This window comes from Sphingomonas mucosissima, assembly GCF_002197665.1.
Lineage (GTDB): Bacteria > Pseudomonadota > Alphaproteobacteria > Sphingomonadales > Sphingomonadaceae > Sphingomonas > Sphingomonas mucosissima.
Map to the genome: position 1 here is coordinate 12,562 of NZ_NBBJ01000004.1, position 20,949 is coordinate 33,510.

Here is a 20,949-nt window from a genome sequence, read left to right on the forward strand (position 1 = left end):
GACCCTCATGACGGGGGTGCAACCCCGCGACGCAAAGAGGAGAGCGGGAATGGACCTGAACTGGAGCCCGGAGGAGCAGGCGTTCGAGGCGGAGGTCCGCGATTTTCTCGCCACCTCGCTCACCCCCGATCTGCAGCGCGCAGGCCGTCTCTCCACCAGCGTCTATGCCGATCACCACGCCAGCATGAAGTGGCAGGAAACCCTCGTCGCCAAGGGCTGGGCCGCCCCCCACTGGGCGCCCGAACACGGCGGCACCGACTGGACGGTGGCGCAGCATTACATCTGGAATCGCGAGCGCATCGCCGCCGGCGCCCCAGGCCTGTCGCCGATGGGCATCTCGATGGTAGCCTATGTCATCATGAAATACGGCACGCCCGAACAGCAGCAGTTCTTCTTGCCGCGCATCCTCTCTGGCGAGATTTTCTTCTGCCAGGGTTATTCCGAGCCGGGCGCCGGCAGCGATCTTGCCTCCTTGCAGACCAGCGCCGTCGAGGAGGGCGATGATCTCATCATCAACGGTCAAAAGGTGTGGACCACCCACGCCAACGAAGCGAACTGGATCTTCGCGCTGGTGCGCACTTCCAAGGAGGGCCGCCCGCAACAGGGCATCACCTTCCTCCTCATCGACATGACGACGCCCGGCGTCGAGGTCCGCCCCTTCACCATGTCGTCGGGCGAGCAGATCCAGAACGCCGTGTTCTTCACCGACGTGCGCGTGCCCAAGGCAAACGTGATGGGCGAGATCGACCGCGGCTGGAGCGTCGCCAAATATCTTCTGGAATTCGAACGCGGCGGCAATGCCTACGCCCCCGCGCTGAAGGCTCGCGCCGACGCCATCGCCCGCCACGCCGCCGAAACCACCGGCAGCGACGGCGCGCCGCTCCTCGAGGATCCCGTCTTCGCCGCCAAGCTCGCCCGCGCCCGCATCCGCGCCGACGTGCTGGAGATCATGGAGCTTCGCCTGCTCTCCGCCGCCAACGGCGACGGCAGCGTTGGCGCGCTATCGTCGATGATGAAGATCATGGGCACGGAACTCGCCGGCACGCTGACGGAACTCGCGATGGAAGCCGCAGGCGACCGCGGCCTTGTCTATCAGCCGCACGCAACAATGCCTGGCGGCCCTGTCCCCCGTCACACTCCCCCCGCGGATGGCTATGTCAGCGGCGAGGAATGGCACGCCCTCGCGCCCCTGCGCTACATGAACGAGCGCGCCGGACCGATCTACGCCGGCTCCAACGAAATCCAGCGCAACATCATCGCGAAACAGGTGCTGGGGCTTTAGAGCACCGGTTCGTGCTGAGCGTGGCGCTGGCGAACAAGCCGCATCTTTTTTTGCACGCATGAGCTGCGCAACCGTGAAAGGCGAACCGATGCGATTGGCCCTACTGCTGACCGCCCTGATCGCAACGCCCGGCAGCGCGCAAGCGCCGCCGGTGTCGAAGCACATCCAGAAGATCATGGCTAAGGCGGACGGCGCGGCGCCCGAGACGGCGTTCAAGGTCGCCAGCGTCAGGGACGAATATCAGATCATCGCCGCACTTGGCTTTACGCCACAATCACAATCTCTGGTCATTCAGAAAAGACCCTATGATGTGCTGACGGTCACAAACGATCGGGGCGAAACGCGTCAACTCTGGCTCGATATAAGCCGCTTCTACGCGACCTATTGACGCGCGAAAAAGGGGCCCCGGCGATAGCCGGAGCCCCTTTCCTTTCACCGGTCGCAGGGCTCAGAAGTGCCCAATGATACCGATCATCGGCCGCACCGACTCAAACTCGCCCTGGGTAGCGATTTCGGCGCGGAAGCGGATGCCTTCCTTCTTGACCAAGCCGTCCAGGCCGATCGCAGAAGGGCCGAACTCGCCGCCGATGCCGTAGGAGATGTCGCCATAGTCACGGCTGTTTGGGCCGTAGCGGTCGAAGTTCGTCCACATGTAGCCGGCCTTGACGTAGATCAGGCCCGTCTCGCCAGCGCGCGCGCCGACGCGGCCGTGCACGCCATATTGCCAGTCGATGTCGCCGGTGAAGCCCTTGGCTGCATTGCCTTCCACGCCGACGAAGAAGCCGCCGAGCGGCACGTTCACGCCGGCCACGCCTTCAACCAGCCCGCCCTTCAGGCGGTTGCCCGGCTGCGACACTGGGATGCCGCCACCCGGCGCGCTCTCAAACCCTTCATAACCGCCCATCACGCCGACATAAGGGTCGATCCCGAACGCACGCGATCCGTCGGTGGTGGTCTCCTGGGCCGATGCCATCGCAGGAAACACGAACGCGGCGGCAGCGGCCGCCAAAAGCAACTTCTTCATTACAATACCTTTTACGAGGCCGCCTGTCCTATGCGCGGTCGTTAACTGAACCCGCGGGCGCCCCGCTTGTTGCTCGCGCAGCCAAGTAAAGTGATTGTGTTGCGTTGCAGCAACAGTGCACAGCAACGCCGCCACGCTCGCCTACTAGAACAGTCGCCCACCGTCCGGCACCGGCAGCATCGGCCCCGCCAGCACGACCTTGCCCGCCGCATCCGGAAAGCCCAGCGTCAGCACTTCGCTCATCACCGGCCCGATCTGCCGCGGAGGGAAGTTGACCACCGCCATCACCTGTCGCCCAACCAGATCCTCGGCTGCATGGTTCTCCGTGATCTGCGCAGACGATTTCTTGCGGCCGATGACCGGCCCGAAATCGATCAGCAGCTTCAACGCAGGCTTCCGCGCTTCGGGGAAAGGCTCCGCGGAAACGATCGTGCCGACCCGTATGTCGACCTTCAGGAAATCGTCGAACGCTATTGTCTCGGCCGCCGCGGCGCTTGCATCATGGCTCACGTGCATCGCTCAGAAATCCGGGTTCTCGTAATAGCTCGGCGGCTCAATGCCGCTCATCCGCTCGGCGAGTAGCGGGCGGAAGCTGCGGCGGCTCTTGAACGCCGAATACCATGCCTTGGCATGGGTATGCCCGGACCAGTCGATCCCGCCGAGATAATCCGCCACCGAAATATGCGCCGCGGCAGCCAAATCCGCGAGGCTGATCGTCGCGCCCGCCATCCACTTCCGGTGATCAAGCAGATAGTCGATATAATCGAGGTGGCCGATCGCGGATTTCATCGCTTCGCGCAGCCGGGCGGCATTAGGCGATTGGCGCAGCACCAGCCGCTTCACCATCCGCTCTTCCACTAGCGGCTGGCTGACGTCGCGGAAGAATTGCGTGTCGAACCAGGCGACCAGCCGGCGGATCTCGGCCCGGTTGGCGGCCGATCCGTTGATCATCGCCGCGCGATCCACCGTTTCCTCGAAATATTCGCAGATCGCCGCCGAATCGATCAGCACGGTGCCGCGCTCGCCATCGACCATGACAGGGGTCTGGCCGGCCGGGTTCATGTCGAGGAACTCGTCGCGCCGAGTCCACGGGATCTCCCGGACCAATTCGTAGCCGACGTCCTTCTCACCCAAGAGGATGCGGACCTTGCGGGTGAAGGGGCACAGGGGAAATTGGTACAGCTGCCACATCCCCCCTCGTTAAGCTGCGCGAGCGGCAGGGGAAAGCCGCTTTGGCGATCCGAGTGCACCGCATGGCGCAAGGCTGCGGGAAAGGTTATGCGCGTCACCAAGCGGACGACCATGATCCGCAAGGCAAGGAGAGGCCGATGACCTTTGAACAGATCCGTTACACGATTGACGGGCCAGTCGCGACGATCATGCTCGCCCGCCCCGACAAGTTGAACGCCTACACGGCGGTGATGGGCGCCGAACTTGCCGAGGCGGTGCGCAGGGCGGGCGCCGAAGAAAAGGTGCGCGCCATCATCCTGACCGGCGAGGGGCGCGGATTCTGCGCGGGCGCAGACATTTCGGGCGGCGCGGAAAGTTTCGGCAGCGGCGGACCGAACTTCGCTGCGGAGGGCAAGCCGCGCCAGGACGGCGGCGGCTTCGTTGGCGCGATCTTTGACAGTCCCAAGCCCGTGATCGCGGCCATCAACGGCGCCGCCGTCGGCGTGGGCGCAACCCTCACCTTGCCGTGCGATATCCGCATTGCGTCCGATACGGCTCGCTTCGGCTTCGTGTTCGCCCGCCGCGGCCTGGTGCCCGAGGCCGGCAGCGCCTGGTTCCTGCCGCAGATCGTCGGGCTTCCCCAATCATTGCGCTGGTGCCTTTCAGGCAAGCTCTTCGGTGCGGCGGAAGCGCTTTCGGGCGGCCTGGTCAACGAGGTCGTGCCCGGCGAGACGCTCCTCGATCGCGCTCAGGAAATCGCGCGCGAGATCGCCGAGAACACCGCGCCCGTATCTGTTGCCCTGACCCGCCAGATGCTGTGGCGCTTCGCCGGAGAAGCGTCGCCCGCAGGCGCGCTCAAAGTGGACGGCGGGTTCGCGATGACACTGGGTGCCGGCCCGGATGTGCGCGAAGGCGTGGCGGCATTCCTTGAGAAGCGGGCGCCCACCTTTCGCGGCCGGATCGCGCATGACATGCCACCCGGCTATCCCTGGTGGAGCGCCTGATCTCAATCGCTTCCGACGGATCGGAAAGACAGCAACACGAGCCTCGACCTGAGCGCGTCGGCTCATTACCATCAGCAACGGTGGATCAGGCCACCTTTGCTCCAGGGGTCTTTTCTGCCGCTCGATCGCTTTCCGCTTGCCGTTCGCCCCTTTGTGGCCTGGGCAGCAACATTCGTGGCGGTCGCAATCGCACTCTGGATCCGGCATGCCGCGGATGGCGCGCTGCCGCCCGGTTTTCCGTTTCTAAGCTTCTTTCCTGCCGTGATCCTGGTGTCGATGCTGTTCGGCGCCCGCTACGGCGCGGTCACGGCGGCAGCAGGCGGCGTGCTCGCGTGGTATTTCTTCATCCCGCCGCGCCACACCTTCAATCTGGACGTCGGCTCGCTCACGGCCATGGGCTTCTACACGCTCGTGGTGGTCACCGATGTGCTGATCATCCACTGGCTACAGCGTGCCAACGGGCATCTCGCCGCTGAGCGCGAGCGTAGCACCGCCCTTGCTCGCACCAGTGCCTTGTTGTTCGACGAATTGCAGCACCGGGTGTCCAACAACCTGCAGGCGGTCGCCGGTCTCCTCGTCCTGCAACGCCGCCGGCTGGCCGATCCGCAGGCGGCCGCCGCGCTCGCTGAAGCCTCGCAGCGCGTCGCCTTGATCGGGCGGATCAGCCGCCGCCTCTACGATGCCGATGAAAACGGGAAGGGCCTCGCCGCCTTTCTCACCGCCCTGCTGGACGATGTGGTGGAAGCGAACGGCCGCAGCGACATCGCGCGCAGGGTGGATTGCCCCCCCGATCTGCGCCTTTCCACCGAACAGGCGCTGCCCGTCGCGCTGGTTGTCGCCGAGTCGATCGCCAATGCCATCGAGCACGGCCTTCCCGATCATCTCGCACCAACCATCGCGATCGAGGTGCTGGCCGTCGATGGGCAATTGCGCATCAGCGTGATCGACAATGGCGGCACGCTCCCTGCCGATTTCTCGGCCGAGGCGACCAACAGCCTGGGCCTTTCGATCGCGACCATGCTCGCCCACCAGACGGGCGGCAGCTACACGGTTACCGGCGGCCCCGAAACCCGCGCCTGCCTCGTTCTGCCGCAGGCCCAAGGTGCCCAGGATGGCGGCAAACACGCCGGCTAGCCGGGCCGTCTGCCCGCACAGCCCCGCGTCGGGGCTGAACGGGAGCGCCGCGCACTTCTAGTTGCGGAAGCTGGGATCGATCCGGTCGAGCTTGCGCAGCAGCGCCGGCCACGCGAGCTTCTCGGCGAGCTTGCCCATGCCCGTCGGCGCGCTCTGCCCGGCAACCTTCTCCTCCACGCCCTGCGGCGGGTTGTTGAGGTTCTCACGGCCCGCCGACAGCATCAGCACCTGCGCCTCGCATGCGCGCTCGAGGAAATAGAGCCGCAGGAAGCACGACGCGACGCTGTCACCCACCGCCAGCGTGCCATGGTTGCGCAAGATCATCGCATGCTTGTCGCCGATGTCCGCGACCAGCCGCGCGCGCTCGTCGAGGTCAGTCGCGATGCCCTCATAGTCGTGGTAGGCGACATTGTGCTGCGCGATCATCGCCGTCTGGGTGTGCGGCAACAGCCCGAACTCCATCGCACTGACCGCCTGGCCATGCGGCGTGTGGAGATGCATCACCGCGGCGGCATCTTCGCGCGCCATGTGGATCGCCGAGTGGATGGTGAAGCCGGCCGGGTTCACGGGATGATCGGTATGGCCAACCGGATTGCCCTCGACGTCGATCTTGACCAGGCTGGAGGCGGTGATCTCCTCGAACATCATGTCGTACGGGTTGATCAGGAAATGATGCTCCGGCCCCGGCACGCGCGCCGACAGGTGCGTGAAGATCAGATCGTCCCAACCGTACAGCGCGACGAGGCGGTACGCCGCCGCGAGATCGACTCGCGCCTCCCACTCGCCGGGGGCATATTGGATGGTGTTATCGACCGATGCCAGCGTGGCCATGGCGTGCTCTCCTGATTGCTATTTGCGCCGATCATAACGGCGTGGCGGGACAGGAGCAATCGAGCCGCACCCCACGCGGAGCCGTGCGAAAACGCACCGACGATCGACAAGTGCAGAAAACGAATGTTGAGGAAGTTGAGGCGATAGCGCGTTTTTCTCCAACACCCTCAACATTGGCGGCGATCGGCAACAGGGCGGGAGATGGGTGCGTCATCATCGCCGCTTAGAACATGATCCGTGCCATGTAGGACAGACGCCGGCGGATCACTCCGGCGTCATCACCACCTTCAGCGCCTCGCGCCTGTCGAGGATCGCATAGGCCTCGGCACCCTGCGACAGCGGCAGTCGGTGCGAGATGTAGCGTTCGGGCTTCAACTGCCCCTTCTGCACCATCGGGATAAGTTCCTGCCACCAATGCGGCACGGAACAGGTGCCGGTGCGGAACGTCAGCCCGCTCGCAAAGGCGCGCTCCATCGGGAAGGGGAAGCGCCGCGTCTGGTTGACGCCGAGGCAGGAGACGGTGCCCCATTTCCCCACCAGCCGAAGCGACAGGTCGATCGTCGCGTCAGCGCCCACCGCCTCAACGACGCTGCTGCACATCCGGCCCTTGGTGTCTTCGCGGATGAACGGCACGGCTTCTGCCGGATCGACGCCGACCGCGCCCAGCCCTTCCGCGATCGCGCGCCGCTCGGGCACCAGATCGATCGCATAGACCCGCCCCGCGCCCACCGCGAGACAACCTTCCACCGCCATCAGCCCGATCGGGCCGAGCCCCACCACCGCGACGCTCGCGCCCGGCTTGATGTCGGCATTGCGCACCGCCATCCAGCTGGTCGGCAGCGCATCGGTCAGCATCAGCGCTTGTTCGTCGGTGATCCCTTCCGGGATGCGCCGGGCGTTTACGTCGCCTGCGGGCACGCGCACCGCTTCCGCCTGGCTCCCCTGCAGCGCCGCCGACAGTCCGTAGCAGCCCAAGGCATTGTTCTCGCACTCATGCACCCGGCCCATCAGGCAGCCGGGGCAGGCGCCGCAGCCGACCGCGGCGGAGATCATCACGCGATCCCCTGATTTCAGGGTGCGCACCGCGCGCCCCGTCTCGACCACTTCGCCCACCGCCTCATGGCCGACGCAAAAGCCCGTATCCTCGGAAAAGCCGTGGCCGTGATAGATGTGCAGATCGCTGCCGCAGATCGCGCAATGCTTCACGCGGACCAGCACGTCGCGATCGTCCTGCAACGCTGCGTCCTCAGTCGATCCGTACTGGATGTCGCGCGCGCCGAAATACCGCAAAGCCTTCATGATCCGCTCCCCACTGGTTTTGCTTAGCGGAGCGGAACAGCGCGCCCACGTCAACCACGCGTCGAACCTGGGGCATTCCCGGATACCCGCCCTCCCCGCGACGCGGAAAAAGGCCGGCGAGCTTTTGGACGGGACAGACAACATCGCTCTGGACGCGCTTCACCCGCATCACCATTCTTTCTCTAACGTCACATCTTGTGTTGCATAACAGCAACACAACATGATGCTCGAAGGATACAGGCACTCCCATGAACCTCGAGAAATTTACCGAGCGCGCCAAGGGCTTCCTCCAATCGGCGCAAACTGTCGCGATCCGCATGAGCCATCAGCAGATCGGCCCCGAGCATCTGCTGAAGGCGCTGCTTGAGGACGAGCAGGGCATGACCGCGGGTCTCATCCAGGCCGCCGGCGGCGATGCACGTCGCGCGGTGACGGAGACCGACGCTGCGCTCGCCAGGATCCCCGCGGTCAGCGGCTCGGGCGCGCAGTCGACGCCGGGCCTCAACAATGATGCCGTGCGCTTGCTCGACCAGGCCGAGCAGATCGCGCAAAAGGCCGGCGACAGCTATGTCACCGTCGAGCGCCTGCTGGTCGCGCTCGCGCTGTCGCTCAACACCCCCGCGGGCAAGGCGCTGCAGGCCGCGGGCGTGCGTGCGGACGCGCTCAACACCGCGATCAACGACCTGCGCGGCGGGCGCACCGCCGACACCGCGACAGCGGAGGATCGCTATGACGCGCTGAAGAAGTTCGCCCGCGACCTCACCGAGGCGGCGCGCGACGGCAAGCTCGATCCGGTGATCGGCCGCGACGAGGAAATCCGCCGCACCATCCAGGTGCTGGCCCGCCGCACCAAGAACAATCCCGTGCTGATCGGCGAGCCCGGCGTCGGCAAGACCGCCATCGCCGAGGGCCTCGCGCTGCGCATCGCCAATGGCGACGTGCCCGATACGCTCAAGAACAAGACGCTGATGGCGCTCGACATGGGCGCGCTGATCGCGGGCGCGAAATATCGCGGCGAGTTCGAGGAGCGGCTGAAGGGCGTGATCGACGAGGTGAAGGCCGCCGAAGGCGACGTGATCCTATTCATCGACGAGATGCACCAGCTGATCGGCGCCGGCAGATCCGAAGGCGCGATGGATGCGGGCAACCTCCTGAAGCCGGCGCTTGCACGCGGCGAGCTGCACTGCGTCGGTGCGACCACGCTCGATGAGTACCGCAAGTACGTCGAGAAGGACCCCGCGCTCCAGCGGCGCTTCCAGCCGGTGTTCGTCGGCGAGCCGACGGTGGAGGACACCATCTCGATCCTGCGCGGGCTGAAGGAGAAGTACGAGCTTCACCACGGCGTGCGCATCACCGATGGCGCGCTCGTTTCCGCCGCGACGCTCTCGAACCGCTACATCACCGATCGCTTCCTGCCCGACAAGGCGATCGACCTGATGGACGAGGCTGCGAGCCGCATCCGCATGGAAGTGGAATCGAAGCCAGAGGAGATCGAGACGCTCGACCGCCGCATCCTTCGCCTCAAGATCGAGCGCGAGGGCCTGCGCCGCGAGACCGACGAGGCCTCGCAGGACCGGCTCGAGAAGATCGAGGACGAACTCGCCAATCTCGAGCAGCAGTCGGCCGAGCTTACCCAGCGCTGGCAGTCCGAGAAGGACAAGCTGGCCGGCGAGGCGAAGCTCAAGGAACAGCTCGACGCCGCCCGGCTGGAGCTGGAACAGGCGCAGCGCCAGGGCGATCTCGCCAAGGCGGGCGAGCTTTCCTACGGCCGCATCCCCGCGCTCGAAAAGCAGCTTGCCGAGGCTGAGGGCGCCGCGGCCAACGCCATGCTGCGCGAGGAAGTGACGTCGGAGGACATTGCCGGCGTCGTCGCCCGCTGGACCGGCATCCCGGTCGAGCGGATGATGGAGGGCGAGCGTGACAAGCTCCTCAAGATGGAGGAAGTGATCGGCAAGCGCGTGATCGGCCAGGCCGATGCGGTGCGCGCCGTCTCCACCGCCGTTCGCCGCGCCCGCGCCGGGCTGCAGGATCCGAACCGGCCGCTCGGCTCGTTCCTGTTCCTCGGGCCGACGGGCGTCGGCAAGACCGAGCTGACCAAGGCGCTCGCCGAATTTCTGTTCGACGATTCCAATGCGATGGTCCGCATCGACATGAGCGAGTTCATGGAGAAGCATTCCGTCGCGCGGCTGATCGGCGCCCCTCCCGGCTATGTCGGCTATGAGGAAGGCGGCGTGCTGACCGAAGCGGTGCGACGCCGGCCCTATCAGGTCGTGCTGTTCGACGAAGTGGAGAAGGCGCATGGCGACGTGTTCAACGTGCTCCTCCAGGTGCTCGACGACGGTCGCCTCACCGATGGCCAGGGCCGCACGGTCGACTTCTCGAACACGCTCATCATCCTGACGTCGAACCTCGGCAGCCAGTATCTCGCCAATCTCGGCGAGGGCGAGGATGTCGAGACGGTCGAGCCGCAGGTGATGGAGATCGTCCGCGCGCACTTCCGCCCGGAATTCCTCAACCGGCTGGACGAGATCATCCTCTTCCATCGCCTGGGCCAGGCGCACATGGGGCCGATCGTCGACATCCAGGTGGCGCGTGTCGGCAAGCTGCTCGCCGATCGCAAGGTGTCGCTCGACCTCACCGACGCGGCGCGCGCGTGGCTCGGCCGGGTCGGCTACGATCCCGTGTACGGCGCCCGCCCGCTGAAGCGCGCGGTGCAGCGCTATCTGCAGGATCCGCTGGCGGACATGATCCTGCGCGGCGAAGTGAAGGACGGCAGCACGATCAAGGTCGACGAAGGCGACGGCAAGCTGGCGCTCGCGGTCGCCTGAACAAACCCACCCCGTCATGCCGGGCTCGTCCCGGCATCCAGCCGTCCGCGCGCGCCAACAAGCGAAGGTACGTGGAGGCCTGGATGCCGGGACGAGCCCGGCATGACGACAACGCCCCCTCTCCTCCGCTCGTCCCGAGCCTGTCGAAGGACGTTAGCAGCACCACCGCGCACGGCATGCGCTTCGACAGCGCAGCACGAATGGCGCAGTAAACGCGTCAATGATCGTGGTGGTCGTGCCCGCCCGCTACCGCGTGCAGCGCCTCCAGCACCTCGTCCATCCGCGCCGGATCACCGATCGCCAGCACCTGGCCGGTGCTAGCCTCCGTCAGGGGATCGCCGTTCCAGTCGCACATCCGCCCGCCCGCGCCCTCGACGATCGGCGCCAGCGCGGCGAAATCGTGCAGCGCCAACCCGCCCTCGCACACGATGTCGAGATGCCCGCTCGCCAGCAGCCCGTAATTGTAGCAATCGCCGCCATAGACCGGCCCCTGCCGCGCATGCCCGCCCGAAACCGCCGCGACCAGCGCTAGGAAAAACGGCACTTCGTCATCGTTGAAGGCATGTGGGCTCGTCGTCGCGAGGATCGCACCCTCCACCGCGCGGCAGGCACGCGTGCGCACCGGCGCGCCGTTGAACAGGGTCGGCCGCCCTGCCGCACCGATCCAGCGCTCGCGCTGCACCGGCTGATCGATCACGCCCATCACCGGCCAGCCATCCTCGACCAGCGCCACCAGCGTGCCGAAGATCGCCCGCCCCACGGTGAAGCTGCGCGTCCCATCGATCGGGTCGAGTACCCAGCGGCGCCCCGTCACGCCCTCCTTGACGCCATATTCCTCGCCATGCACCGCGTCGCCGGGCGCTTCGGCGTCTAGGATGCGCCGCATCGCCGCCTCCGCCGCGCGATCGGCGAGCGTCACGGGCGAATGATCGTCCTTCATCTCGGTGCCCAGCTCCCCACGAAAATAGGGGCGGATCGCTTCGCCCGCGGCATCGGCGAGACGGTGGGCGAGATCGAGGTCAGCTTGGCGGATCGGCATTCGCCAGCCCTATCGCCCCGCAACGCGCAGCGCTAGAACGGCTGCAACTTTCGGGAGTTGCTCCATGCGCCGCTATCTCGCCACCGCTGCCGTTCTTGCCTCGCTCGCCATCGCCGCGCCGGCGAGCGCCGTCCTCCCGGTTGGGGCCAAAGCACCCGATTTCACCACCCGCGGTGCCGTCGCCGGCAAGGTCGTGAACGTCAATCTCGCACGCCAGCTGAAGAAGGGGCCGGTGGTGCTGTACTTCTTCCCGGCAGCCTTCACCGCCGGCTGCAATGCCGAGGCCCGCGCCTTTGCCGAGAACATCCCCGCCTTCCAGGCCGCCGGCGCCACCGTCATCGGCATGTCGGCCGACAGCGTGGAGGACCTGACGAAATTCTCCGCCGCCGAATGCGCGGGCAAGTTCCCCGTGGCCAGCGCCGGTCCGCGAGTCGTCGCTGGCTATGACGTCGCGCTCGGCCGGCAGATCAAGGGGCGCGATGCCACGCGCCGCACCAGCTACGTCATCGATCGCACCGGGCGAATCGCCTATGTTCACGACGATTTGTCGGCCGACCGCCACGTCGCGCTGACGCTGGAAGCGGTGAAGCGTCTCTCGCGTTCCTGATTGAAGTGCAGCCAGAGCAACGATATTTTAGTTTCTGCGGCGGATAGGGAGATGCCGAAACGCACGACGCGGGTGAACGCCAGGGTGGGGCGGGGGACGGAGAGCATGGCTGAGTTCCCCAGACAGAAAGACGACGAGCTGTACAAAGCGGTCGGTCAATTTTTGTCTGACCAGAAGCTGAGCGTCGAACCTGCCAATTACGCCTTCGCCTACCGGGTGCTGAGCGACCCGGCCGGCCCGTTGGCACGTTCCGTCGCCGCGCTTACCGACGGCGGCGTGAGGCTGACCGCGCACGACATAGCGGAGCTCGGTGGCCCGGAAGCGGCAAGCGGCGCGCCTCAGCCATGCCTCGACGAAGGACTGGCCGAGCCGCACACCGCGCGCGTCGCCGCAGAGGCTGAGGCGATGATCGCGCGCGCGGAGATGCAGGTCGCGGATTTCTCCCGTGCGGTTCGCTCCATTCACGAGGAAACCAGCGGCTTTGGGCGTGATCTCGCCGCCAGCGCGGCCGCCATGCGAATGGCGGCGCCGGTTGCCGGTCTCGATGAGGTGGTTCGGCTGACCGCCGCGATGATCGATCGCGCTCATGCCGCCGAACGCCGCATGGCGGCGGCCGAACAGGAGGCCGAAGCGCTGCGTAGCGCTTTGGACGAGGCGCACGGCACCGCTCGCCGCGATCCCTTGACCGAACTGGCGAACCGTCGCGCGTTTGACGAGGCCTATGCCGGTCTGCCGCCGGGAACGCCGATCGCCCTGGCGCTGTGCGATATCGACCACTTCAAGCGCGTGAACGACGAATTCGGACACGCCGTCGGTGATCGCGTGTTGCGCGCGGTTGGCGCGACGATCGCCGGCGAATGCGCCAGCGCGGTGGTTGCTCGCTACGGCGGGGAAGAATTCGCCTTGCTGTTCGTCGGGGTAGATAGCGACGCCGCAATCGCGCTGGTCGATCGCGCCCGCAGCGCCGTCGCCGCACGGCGCTTCCGCTCACGCGCGACCGATGCGCCAATCGGCGTTGTCACCATCTCCGGCGGCGTTGCAGCCGGCACCAGCGACGAACCACGCGAGGCGCTTTATGCCCGCGCAGACGCCGCCTTGTATCGTGCGAAGGCAGCCGGGCGGAACTGCGCATTTTGCGCCGCATGATGGCATGAGCCGCCAACGCTATCTGGCACCATACGCTAATCGGCGCGCAGCCTGATCCTAAGTCCTTGAAGTTCCACAATCGGTTGAAGTTGGCACGCCCCCTGCAAAGCGGATGGCATAGGCGCCGGATCGTCCGGCCCCAACGTCAAGGAGATCGAACATGGCCAATCGTCTGAACCAGCTTCACCTGCAGGTCGCCAGCTTCGTGGGCGCCGTTGCTTTCGCGGCGCTGATGATCGGCGCTGCCGTTCCGGTCGTTCCGGTCGCCTGACCGGAACACCCCTTTCACGATATCGGGATGATGATCATGATCCGCTCCGCAATCCTCGCGCTGGCCGCCCTGGTGAGCGCTTCCTCGCTTCTCGCCTATGTCGATGCCGCCGCAAGCGTCGTCTGAGCGCCGCTGACCGTCGCTTCCTCGCCGCGCGAATAGGTGCCGATCAGCAGTCCCGCCGCCAGTACGTGCCCCGCCATCGCGCGGATCAGGGCGGAGCGACCGGGCGATTGGCCTGGATCCTCCACCCCGCCGTCCAGCGCGAACAGCTGAAACACATAGCGATGCTCGCCATGGCCGGTCGGCGGATCGGGCGGCAGCCAGCCTTCGCCGAGGTACGAATTACGCCCCACATCGCCCGTGTCGGCATCGCCCGGCCCGTCAGCGACAATCGCGCCCTCGGCCAGGCGACCGGCATCCGCCGCCATGCCCCAGACGATGGCGTGAACCAGCGGCTGCGGGGTGGGTGCATCGGCATCTTCGACCAGCAAGGCGAGCGACGCCGTTCCTTCGGGCAGCGGCCCCCAGACGAGCGGCGGCGACACGCCTTCTCCGTCGGCGGTGAAGCGCGGCGGCAAACGCGCGTCCTGCGCAAATGCCGGGCTCGAAAGATCGATCGCATCGAAGCGTCCGCCGAGTTCAGGCTGCACGATCGCCAATTTGCTGGCGCCGGCGCGGACATTGCCCAGGGTGCGGCCCAACCAGGCGGGGATAAATTCGAGCATGGCGACCTCCTTTGCCCAACCAACGCACAAGCGGCATCCGCGATGCGTCCCGCGCGTTTCAGAGCGATGACCGATCCGTTCCATCTCGGCCGCTTCGTCGCGGCGCAGGAAACCAGCCAGGCCGCCGCGCTGGCGGAGCTTCGCCGAGGGCGAAAGACCACGCACTGGATGTGGTTCATCTTCCCGCAGCTGCGCGGCCTCGGCCGGAGCGACACGGCAACTTATTACGGCATCGCCTCGCTGGATGAGGCGCGCGCCTATCTGCGCCATCCGCTGCTCGGCTCCCGCCTGATCGAGGCATGCGCCGCGCTCCTATTGGCGTCCGGATCCGCCGACGCGATCCTTGGCCCCGTCGACGCAATGAAGCTGCACTCGTCGATGACGTTGTTTGCCGCCGCCGCTGACGATCCCGCCCCATTCGACGCCGTCCTTGCCCGCTTTTACGGCGGCACGCGCGATGCCGCGACGATGGCCTTGCTCGGCTGATCATTCCTCTCGGGCCGGCTGGCAAGATCACCCGGACCTGCTAACCAGCCATAAACAAGGGTTTGCGGGTTGGGGATCGCGATGACGAATCGATGGGCAGCAGCCGTGTGCCTGATGAGCCTCCTCGCAGGGTGCGGCGGCGATGGCGGCGGAAGCGGCAATCCGATCGCAAGCGGCCCCTCGCCCGCTCCGTCTCCCGCTCCCACCACCAGCACCTGTTCGCTGCAAAGCCGGCAGACATGGGCCGCGGCGGAACTGCGCGAATGGTATCTTTTTCCGGATACGCTCCCCCCGTCGCTCGACGGCAGCCGCTACGCGAGCGTGGACGCATATGTCGACGCCCTGACCGCCACCGCACGCGCGCAGAACAAGGATCGCTATTTCACCTACATTACCTCGATCGCCGAGGAGAATGCCTATTACGCCTCGGGGTCGAGCGCCGGATATGGCTTCCGGCTCGGCATCGATGCGGGCGCGGCGCGCATGTTCGTGATCGAGGCCTTCGAAGGCGCGCCCGCGCTCGAGGCCGGGATCGATCGCGGCACGGAAATCCTCGCCATCGGTCGCCCCGGCACGGCGCCACGCACCGTCAGCGCGCTTTTCGCGAGCGGCGGCGCGCAGGCGGTGAGCGACGCACTGGGCGGTGAGCAGGCCGGCGACGCCCGCCTGCTGCGCGTGCGCGCGCCCAACGGTGTGGAGCGCGAGGTGACGCTGTCGCCGCGTGATTTCGAACTCAACCCGGTGTCGCCGCGCTACGGCGTGACCGTTATCGAGGATGAGGGACGGCGCGTGGGGTACATCAACCTGCGCACCTTTATTTCCACAGCCGATCAACCGCTGCGGGACGGCTTTGCCCGGATGCGCGCCGCCGGCATCACCGATTTCATTATCGACTTCCGCTACAATGGCGGCGGGCTGGTCTCCACCGCAAACCTGATCGGCGACCTCCTTGGCGCCAATCGCCAGCGGAGCGAAGTGTTCAACTACACCACCTACCGGCGGGAAAAGTCATCGGAGAACCGCGTCGACTATTTCACGCCGCAGCCGCAATCGGTCGCGCCGACGCGCATCGCCTTTATCGGCACCGGCGGCACCGCATCGGCCAGCGAGTTGGTGATCAACGGAATGATCCCGTACCTGCGCGCGAACGTCGCGCTGATCGGCACCAACACCTATGGCAAGCCGGTCGGCCAGATCGCGCGCGATCGCGCCGCGTGTGACGATCGCCTGCGCGTCGTGGCGTTTGCCGGCCAGAATGCGGACCGGCAGGGCGACTATTACAACGGCCTCGCGCCCGTCATGCCGGCCACGTGCCGGGCCGATGATGATCTGTCCTATCCCCTGGGCGACCCGCGGGAGGCGTCGGTCCGCCAAGCGCTGGCGTTCATTGCCGGGCGCAGCTGCACGCCGATCGGCGGCGCCAGCGCGACCGCTTCTGCGGCCCGCACCCGCGACGTGGCCGTGCCGCGAGACCTCCTGGCGCCGGCGCGCCCCTCCACGTTCCAGCGCGAAACGCCCGGCGCTTTCTGAACCGGCCGCCTCGCCCGCATCGGCGGGCGAGGCGCGCGTGTGGTGTCACCCCTGCAGGCTCTTGGACGCCTGCTCGAACAGGTCCTTCGACAGCCCCGGCGTCGCCACGATCCGCTCCAGCTCGGCGCGCATCAAGGCGCCGCGCGCCGGATCGAACCGCCGCCAGCGGCCCAGCGGCGGCAGCAGCTTGGCCGCCGTCTGCGGGTTCAGCCGGTCGAGCGCGATCAGCTGATCGGCGAGGAAGCGATATCCCGCCCCATCCGCCCGGTTGAACGCCCGCTGGTTCACCGCAAACGCCCCGATCAGGCTGCGCGCACGGTTCGGATTGGCGAGCGTGAAGCTCGGATGCTCGGCCAGTGCCGCCACCGCCTCCAGCGTGTCGTCGCGCGTCGACAGCGCCTGCGTCTGGAACCATTTGTCCAGCACCAGGCCGTTGCCCGAATAGCGGTTGTAGAAAATGTCGAGCGCCGCTTCGCGCAGATCGCTGTCGCCGTTCACCAGCGTGCTGAGCGCGCCCTGCCGGTCGGTCATGTTGTCGGCCTGCTCGAACTGACGGAACGCCAGCGCCGCCGCATCGCTCGCGCCCGATGCTGCGATATAGCCCAGCGCCACGTTGCGGATCCGGCGCGCGCCCTTGCCGGCCGGCGTATAGGCATAAGCCGCCCCGCTGGTGTTCGCCTCGTAGATGTTGCGCCACCGCTCCGCCAGCGCCCGGCCGAGATCGCCGCGCAATGCCTCGCGCGCGCGATAGATCGCCTCGGGATCAACCGTGCTGAGCTGATCACCGATGAAGCTTTCGGACGGCAGCAGCACCGCTTCGGCCACAAAGGCAGGATCAAGCGCCGGGTCGTCCAGCGTATCCGCCACCGCATCGATCACCGCGCGGTGATCGGCCTGGCCCTCCACCGCGCCCGCGATCAGCGTATCGAGCATCAATTGCTGCATCGCCTCGTAGCGCGCGAACGGATCATCGTCGTGCCGCGCGAGGAAGGCGAGGTCCGCCGCCGTGCGATCGCTCTCGATCGTCACCGGCGCCGAAAAGCCGCGATTGATCGACAGCACCGGCCGTTCCGCCACGCCGTCGAACACGATCGATTCATTCGCTTCTTCCAGCAGCACGAGCTGCTCCGGCCCGAGCGGCTGGCCGGTCTCTGCGCCGAACAGCCGGATGCGCAGCGGCAGCACCATCGGCTCCTTGGCGGACTGCCCCGGCGTGGGCGGCACCTGCTGCGCCAGCCGCAGCGTCGCGCGCCCGCCGTCATGCTCCAGGCTCGCCGACACGCGCGGCGTCCCGGCCTGGCTGTACCACAAGCGGAACCGCGACAGGTCCACCCCGCCGCCCTCTTCCATGCAGGTGACGAAATCCTCGCACGTCGCCGCCGTGCCGTCGAAGCGATCGAAATACAGGTCGCACGCCGTCCGGAACCGCGCCGGCCCCAGGATGGTCGCCATCATGCGGATCAGCTCGGCGCCCTTGTTGTAGATCGTCGAGGTGTAGAAGTTGGAGATCTCGAGGTAGCTCTCCGGGCGCACCGGATGCGCCAGCGGCCCGGCATCCTCGGGGAACTGGCTCGCGCGAAGCCCGCGCACGTCCTCGATCCGCTTCACCGCCGCCGAGCCCTGGTCGGCCGAGAACCCCTGGTCGCGAAAGACGGTGAACCCTTCCTTCAGCGACAGCTGGAACCAGTCGCGGCAAGTGATGCGATTGCCCGACCAGTTGTGGAAATACTCATGCGCCACCACCGCGGCGATGGCGTCGTAATCGTAATCGGTCGCGGTATCGGGATCGGCCAGGATGTAGCGGCTGTTGAAGATGTTTAGCCCCTTGTTCTCCATCGCGCCGAAATTGAAATCGTCCACCGCGACGATGTTGAACACGTCCAGATCATATTCGCGGCCATAGACGCGCTCGTCCCAGGCCATGGACGTCTTGAGCGCATGAAGCGCATGGTCGGTCTTGGCGAGATCCGCCGCACGCACCCAGATGCCAAGCTGCACTTCACGCCCCGATCGCGTGGTGAACGTGCCCGCGTTGCAGGCCAGATCCCCCGCTACCAGCGCGAAGAGGTAGGAGGGCTTGGGAAACGGATCGTGCCACTCGGCCCAATGCGTCCCGTCATCATTGTCGCCGCTCGCGATCGGATCGCCATTGGCGAGCAGCACGGGATAGCGCGCCTTGTCCGCCGTCATCCGCACGCGATAGGTCGCCAGCACGTCGGGCCGATCCGGGAAGTAGGTGATCCGGCGAAACCCTTCCGCCTCGCATTGCGTGCACAGGTTCCCGCCCGACGAATACAGCCCCATCAGCTGCGTATTCTGGTCGGGCGCGATCTCCACCTCGGTCTCGATCACGTGCGATGCGCCGGTCAGCGGGATGACGAGCTGGTCGTCCTCCAGCCGCCAGTCGTTCACCGCCACCCCGTCGACGATCACCGCCAGCGGCGTCAGCCCGTCGCCGTCCAGCCGCAGCGGCTCGCCCGCGCCCCCGTTGCGCGTCACTTCCAGACGGGCACGCACCCGCGTCGCCCCAGGATCGAGCGCAAAGTCCAGGTCGACGTTCGGCACCAGCCAGGCAGGCGGGCGATAATCCTGACGGCGCTTGATCGCAGGAGCGGCTGGGGCGGTGAGAACATCGAGCATGAGGAGAGATATAGACGGGGCGGCTTGTGGTTCCATCGCTAAAGCTTGCGGCGAAACGCTTGGCTGCTACGTCTGGCGATCAGGTCCACTCCCCTTCGTTCGTGTCGCGTGCGGTGGAGTTGTGTTGCAAGCAATTGGCCTGCAGCACTTCTTCGAACGATTGCTGCCGTAATCCTGTGGTTCGGCACGCCATCGGCGCCCCGGCAGGCAAGGCTTTCTGGAAGCACGAATGCGTCGTTTGATCCTCGCCCTCTGCCTTACGTCCCTTCCCGTCGCCGCCATCGCGCAAGCCACTGCCGCCAAGGGCACTGATACCCAGCATAGCGCCACTCCGGGCACTGTCGCGCCCGCCGTGCCCCCCGCTGCTGCACCGCTGTCCGCCGGGGCCGCCGCCATCAAGTCGCACGTGATGTTCCTCGCGGCGGACGCGATGCGCGGCCGTGAGGCCGGCAGCCCGGAATATGACATCGCCGCCGAATATGTCGCCGCGCAATTCTTCGCCGCCGGATTGAAGCCGGGCGGGGACAAGGGCGGCTATGCCCAGAACGTACCACTCGTGTCCTACAAGCCCGATGGCCAGGGCACGCTCGCCATCACTGGCGCCGCGGGCCAGAGCGCGCTCACCTTTGGCACCGATTACATTCCCTCGTCGAACCCGCGCACCGCTGAAACCAGCGTGTCCGCCCCCGTCGTGTTCGTCGGCTATGGCATCGTCGCCCCGCAATATGGCCGCGACGATTATCGTGGGGTCGACGTGAAAGGAAAGATCGTTGCCTTTGTCAGCGGCTCGCCGTCAAAGATGACGGGTGAGGAGCGCGCCTGGCTCGGCGCGGCCACCACCAAGGCGCGCTTCGCTGCCGAGCGCGGCGCCGTCGGCACGATCGCGCTCGTCACCCCGCGCTCGGACAAGCAGCGCCCGTTCGCGCGGCTGGTGGAAGCGAACGATCACAGCCGCATGACCTGGGCCAATGCCGACGGCACCGGCCATGTCGAGGAAGGCGGCATCCCCGCACTCGCCACGCTCAGCCTCTCGGGCGCGCAAAAGCTCTTCGCCGGCGCCCGCACCAGCTGGGCCAAGATCGCGCGTGCCGCCGAAAAGGCGGATGCCACCTTCACGCCGGAGGCGCTGCCCGTCACAGTTTCGGCGACAACCAAGACCAAGTTTGAGCAGGTGCGCTCCTCCAATGTCGTCGGCGTCCTGCCCGGCAGCGATCCCGCTCTGTCGCGTGAGGTCGTCGTCCTCTCCGCGCACCTCGATCACGTCGGCGTCAGCGGCAAGGCAGAGGACAAGATCCACAATGGCGCGCTCGACAATGCCATCGGCATCGCCAGCCTGATCGAGGAAGCCAAACGCTTCCAGAAGGAAGGCCCGGCAAAGCGCACGATCCTTTTCCTGGCCGTGACGGCGGAGGAAAAGGGGCTGGTGGGCAGCGACTATTTCGCCAACCACCCAACGGTGCCGGCGGAGTCGATCATTGCCAACGTGAACCTCGACATGCCGATCCTCACCTACAAGTTCGAAGACATGGTGGCCTTCGGCGGCGATCGCTCCACGCTTGGCCCGATCATCCGCGGGGCGGTGGAGGGCGCCGGCGTCGCCCTGTCGCCCGATCCGATCCCGGATGAAGGCATCTTCGTGCGCTCCGACCACTTCCGCTTTGTGCAAAAGGGCGTGCCGTCGGTGTTCCTGTGGCCCGGCCAGAAGGGCCCCGGCAAGGCCGCGGTCGAGCACTTCCTCTCCACCAACTATCACAAGCCGACGGACGATCTGTCGCAGCCGATCGAGTGGGAAGAAGGCGTGCGCTTCGTCGACGTGAACTATCGCATCGCGCGCAACATCGGCGACGCGGCGACGCGCCCGGTGTGGAACAAGGGCGATTATTTCGGCACGTTGTTCAAGGGGCCGATGGCGCCATAACAAGGGGAAACG

At 66.5% G+C, this 20,949-nt stretch carries 18 protein-coding genes; 10 read left to right on the plus strand and 8 right to left on the minus strand.

Translation table 11 applies throughout. The annotated features are described in order from the left end of the window. Positions 1-49 precede the first annotated feature (49 nt). Together SPMU_RS12010 and SPMU_RS12015 are read left to right on the plus strand one after the other, a co-directional pair. Complete coding sequence (locus SPMU_RS12010; protein WP_088334168.1) at positions 50-1,282, plus strand: acyl-CoA dehydrogenase family protein; 1,233 nt, start codon at positions 50-52, stop codon at positions 1,280-1,282. Positions 1,283-1,370: 88 nt separating this feature from the next. Next, positions 1,371-1,670, plus strand: coding sequence for a DUF4919 domain-containing protein (locus SPMU_RS12015; RefSeq protein ID WP_169715718.1), 300 nt, complete (start codon positions 1,371-1,373; stop codon positions 1,668-1,670). A gap of 60 nt (positions 1,671-1,730) precedes the next feature. Here SPMU_RS12015 and SPMU_RS12020 read toward each other — a convergent pair whose 3' ends face one another. The 3 genes from SPMU_RS12020 to SPMU_RS12030 all read right to left on the minus strand — a co-directional run bounded on the left by SPMU_RS12020 (position 1,731) and on the right by SPMU_RS12030 (position 3,497). Then, positions 1,731-2,306, minus strand: coding sequence for an opacity protein (locus tag SPMU_RS12020; protein ID WP_088334170.1), 576 nt, complete (start codon positions 2,304-2,306; stop codon positions 1,731-1,733). 144 nt (positions 2,307-2,450) lie between these two features. After that, positions 2,451-2,822: a tRNA-binding protein gene (locus SPMU_RS12025; RefSeq protein WP_088334171.1), complete on the minus strand. Its 372-nt coding sequence runs from the start codon at positions 2,820-2,822 to the stop codon at positions 2,451-2,453. Positions 2,823-2,825: 3 nt separating this feature from the next. After that, positions 2,826-3,497 carry a glutathione S-transferase family protein gene (locus SPMU_RS12030; RefSeq protein ID WP_088334172.1) on the minus strand — a complete coding sequence of 224 codons (672 nt, stop codon included), beginning with the start codon at positions 3,495-3,497 and terminating at the stop codon, positions 2,826-2,828. A 137-nt stretch (positions 3,498-3,634) separates the two neighbouring features. Between SPMU_RS12030 and SPMU_RS12035 the strand changes: the two genes are divergently transcribed. Together SPMU_RS12035 and SPMU_RS12040 are read left to right on the plus strand one after the other, a co-directional pair. Then, entirely contained in the window at positions 3,635-4,480 is an 846-nt protein-coding gene (locus tag SPMU_RS12035; protein WP_088334387.1) for an enoyl-CoA hydratase-related protein, read from the plus strand. 96 nt (positions 4,481-4,576) lie between these two features. Beyond that, positions 4,577-5,614: a sensor histidine kinase gene (locus SPMU_RS12040; protein ID WP_088334173.1), complete on the plus strand. Its 1,038-nt coding sequence runs from the start codon at positions 4,577-4,579 to the stop codon at positions 5,612-5,614. A gap of 57 nt (positions 5,615-5,671) precedes the next feature. Here SPMU_RS12040 and SPMU_RS12045 read toward each other — a convergent pair whose 3' ends face one another. Together SPMU_RS12045 and SPMU_RS12050 are read right to left on the minus strand one after the other, a co-directional pair. Then, positions 5,672-6,445 (minus strand): class II aldolase/adducin family protein, encoded by a 774-nt coding sequence (locus tag SPMU_RS12045; RefSeq protein WP_088334174.1) that lies wholly within the window; start codon positions 6,443-6,445, stop codon positions 5,672-5,674. A 264-nt stretch (positions 6,446-6,709) separates the two neighbouring features. Beyond that, the gene (locus SPMU_RS12050; RefSeq protein ID WP_088334175.1) at positions 6,710-7,744 is read right to left on the minus strand and encodes an alcohol dehydrogenase family protein; all 1,035 of its coding nucleotides are present in this window, start codon (positions 7,742-7,744) and stop codon (positions 6,710-6,712) included. Positions 7,745-7,992: 248 nt separating this feature from the next. Here SPMU_RS12050 and clpB point away from each other — a divergent pair, with 248 nt between their 5' ends. Then, entirely contained in the window at positions 7,993-10,572 is a 2,580-nt protein-coding gene (clpB, locus tag SPMU_RS12055; RefSeq protein WP_088334176.1) for an ATP-dependent chaperone ClpB, read from the plus strand. 217 nt (positions 10,573-10,789) lie between these two features. Here the strand turns inward: clpB and SPMU_RS12060 are convergent, their stop codons facing one another. Beyond that, positions 10,790-11,611 (minus strand): inositol monophosphatase family protein, encoded by an 822-nt coding sequence (locus SPMU_RS12060; RefSeq protein WP_088334177.1) that lies wholly within the window; start codon positions 11,609-11,611, stop codon positions 10,790-10,792. Positions 11,612-11,675: 64 nt separating this feature from the next. Between SPMU_RS12060 and SPMU_RS12065 the strand changes: the two genes are divergently transcribed. After that, positions 11,676-12,218: a peroxiredoxin gene (locus tag SPMU_RS12065; protein ID WP_088334178.1), complete on the plus strand. Its 543-nt coding sequence runs from the start codon at positions 11,676-11,678 to the stop codon at positions 12,216-12,218. A gap of 105 nt (positions 12,219-12,323) precedes the next feature. Then, positions 12,324-13,364: a GGDEF domain-containing protein gene (locus tag SPMU_RS12070; protein ID WP_088334388.1), complete on the plus strand. Its 1,041-nt coding sequence runs from the start codon at positions 12,324-12,326 to the stop codon at positions 13,362-13,364. 366 nt (positions 13,365-13,730) lie between these two features. On the opposite strand, the gene SPMU_RS12075 is transcribed toward SPMU_RS12070, so the two are convergent. Continuing rightward, positions 13,731-14,363, minus strand: a complete 633-nt coding sequence (locus SPMU_RS12075) for a YbhB/YbcL family Raf kinase inhibitor-like protein (RefSeq protein WP_088334389.1) — start codon at positions 14,361-14,363, stop codon at positions 13,731-13,733. 66 nt (positions 14,364-14,429) lie between these two features. Here SPMU_RS12075 and SPMU_RS12080 point away from each other — a divergent pair, with 66 nt between their 5' ends. Beyond that, entirely contained in the window at positions 14,430-14,849 is a 420-nt protein-coding gene (locus SPMU_RS12080) for a DUF1810 domain-containing protein (protein ID WP_088334179.1), read from the plus strand. Between the two features lie 114 nt (positions 14,850-14,963). Beyond that, on the plus strand, positions 14,964-16,379 hold the full coding sequence (locus tag SPMU_RS12085) for a S41 family peptidase (protein ID WP_088334390.1): 1,416 nt from the start codon (positions 14,964-14,966) through the stop codon (positions 16,377-16,379). Between the two features lie 45 nt (positions 16,380-16,424). On the opposite strand, the gene pepN is transcribed toward SPMU_RS12085, so the two are convergent. Continuing rightward, positions 16,425-19,019 carry an aminopeptidase N gene (pepN, locus tag SPMU_RS12090; protein ID WP_088334180.1) on the minus strand — a complete coding sequence of 865 codons (2,595 nt, stop codon included), beginning with the start codon at positions 19,017-19,019 and terminating at the stop codon, positions 16,425-16,427. 229 nt (positions 19,020-19,248) lie between these two features. On the opposite strand from pepN, the gene SPMU_RS12095 reads away from it, so the two are divergent. Beyond that, positions 19,249-20,937, plus strand: a complete 1,689-nt coding sequence (locus SPMU_RS12095; RefSeq protein ID WP_088334181.1) for a M28 family metallopeptidase — start codon at positions 19,249-19,251, stop codon at positions 20,935-20,937. The last annotated feature ends 12 nt before the right edge of the window (positions 20,938-20,949 follow it).

What these genes read in the sequence shown, in the direction of transcription:
- SPMU_RS12010 (WP_088334168.1), top strand. Translation starts at nt 50, where the DNA reads ATGGACCTGAACTGGAGCCCGGAGGAGCAGGCGTTCGAGGCGGAGGTC.
- SPMU_RS12015 (WP_169715718.1), top strand. Translation starts at nt 1,371, where the DNA reads ATGCGATTGGCCCTACTGCTGACCGCCCTGATCGCAACGCCCGGCAGC.
- SPMU_RS12020 (WP_088334170.1), bottom strand. Translation starts at nt 2,306, where the DNA reads ATGAAGAAGTTGCTTTTGGCGGCCGCTGCCGCCGCGTTCGTGTTTCCT.
- SPMU_RS12025 (WP_088334171.1), bottom strand. Translation starts at nt 2,822, where the DNA reads ATGCACGTGAGCCATGATGCAAGCGCCGCGGCGGCCGAGACAATAGCG.
- SPMU_RS12030 (WP_088334172.1), bottom strand. Translation starts at nt 3,497, where the DNA reads ATGTGGCAGCTGTACCAATTTCCCCTGTGCCCCTTCACCCGCAAGGTC.
- SPMU_RS12035 (WP_088334387.1), top strand. Translation starts at nt 3,635, where the DNA reads ATGACCTTTGAACAGATCCGTTACACGATTGACGGGCCAGTCGCGACG.
- SPMU_RS12045 (WP_088334174.1), bottom strand. Translation starts at nt 6,445, where the DNA reads ATGGCCACGCTGGCATCGGTCGATAACACCATCCAATATGCCCCCGGC.
- SPMU_RS12050 (WP_088334175.1), bottom strand. Translation starts at nt 7,744, where the DNA reads ATGAAGGCTTTGCGGTATTTCGGCGCGCGCGACATCCAGTACGGATCG.
- clpB (WP_088334176.1), top strand. Translation starts at nt 7,993, where the DNA reads ATGAACCTCGAGAAATTTACCGAGCGCGCCAAGGGCTTCCTCCAATCG.
- SPMU_RS12060 (WP_088334177.1), bottom strand. Translation starts at nt 11,611, where the DNA reads ATGCCGATCCGCCAAGCTGACCTCGATCTCGCCCACCGTCTCGCCGAT.
- SPMU_RS12065 (WP_088334178.1), top strand. Translation starts at nt 11,676, where the DNA reads ATGCGCCGCTATCTCGCCACCGCTGCCGTTCTTGCCTCGCTCGCCATC.
- SPMU_RS12070 (WP_088334388.1), top strand. Translation starts at nt 12,324, where the DNA reads ATGGCTGAGTTCCCCAGACAGAAAGACGACGAGCTGTACAAAGCGGTC.
- SPMU_RS12075 (WP_088334389.1), bottom strand. Translation starts at nt 14,363, where the DNA reads ATGCTCGAATTTATCCCCGCCTGGTTGGGCCGCACCCTGGGCAATGTC.
- SPMU_RS12080 (WP_088334179.1), top strand. Translation starts at nt 14,430, where the DNA reads ATGACCGATCCGTTCCATCTCGGCCGCTTCGTCGCGGCGCAGGAAACC.
- SPMU_RS12085 (WP_088334390.1), top strand. Translation starts at nt 14,964, where the DNA reads ATGAGCCTCCTCGCAGGGTGCGGCGGCGATGGCGGCGGAAGCGGCAAT.
- pepN (WP_088334180.1), bottom strand. Translation starts at nt 19,019, where the DNA reads ATGCTCGATGTTCTCACCGCCCCAGCCGCTCCTGCGATCAAGCGCCGT.
- SPMU_RS12095 (WP_088334181.1), top strand. Translation starts at nt 19,249, where the DNA reads ATGCGTCGTTTGATCCTCGCCCTCTGCCTTACGTCCCTTCCCGTCGCC.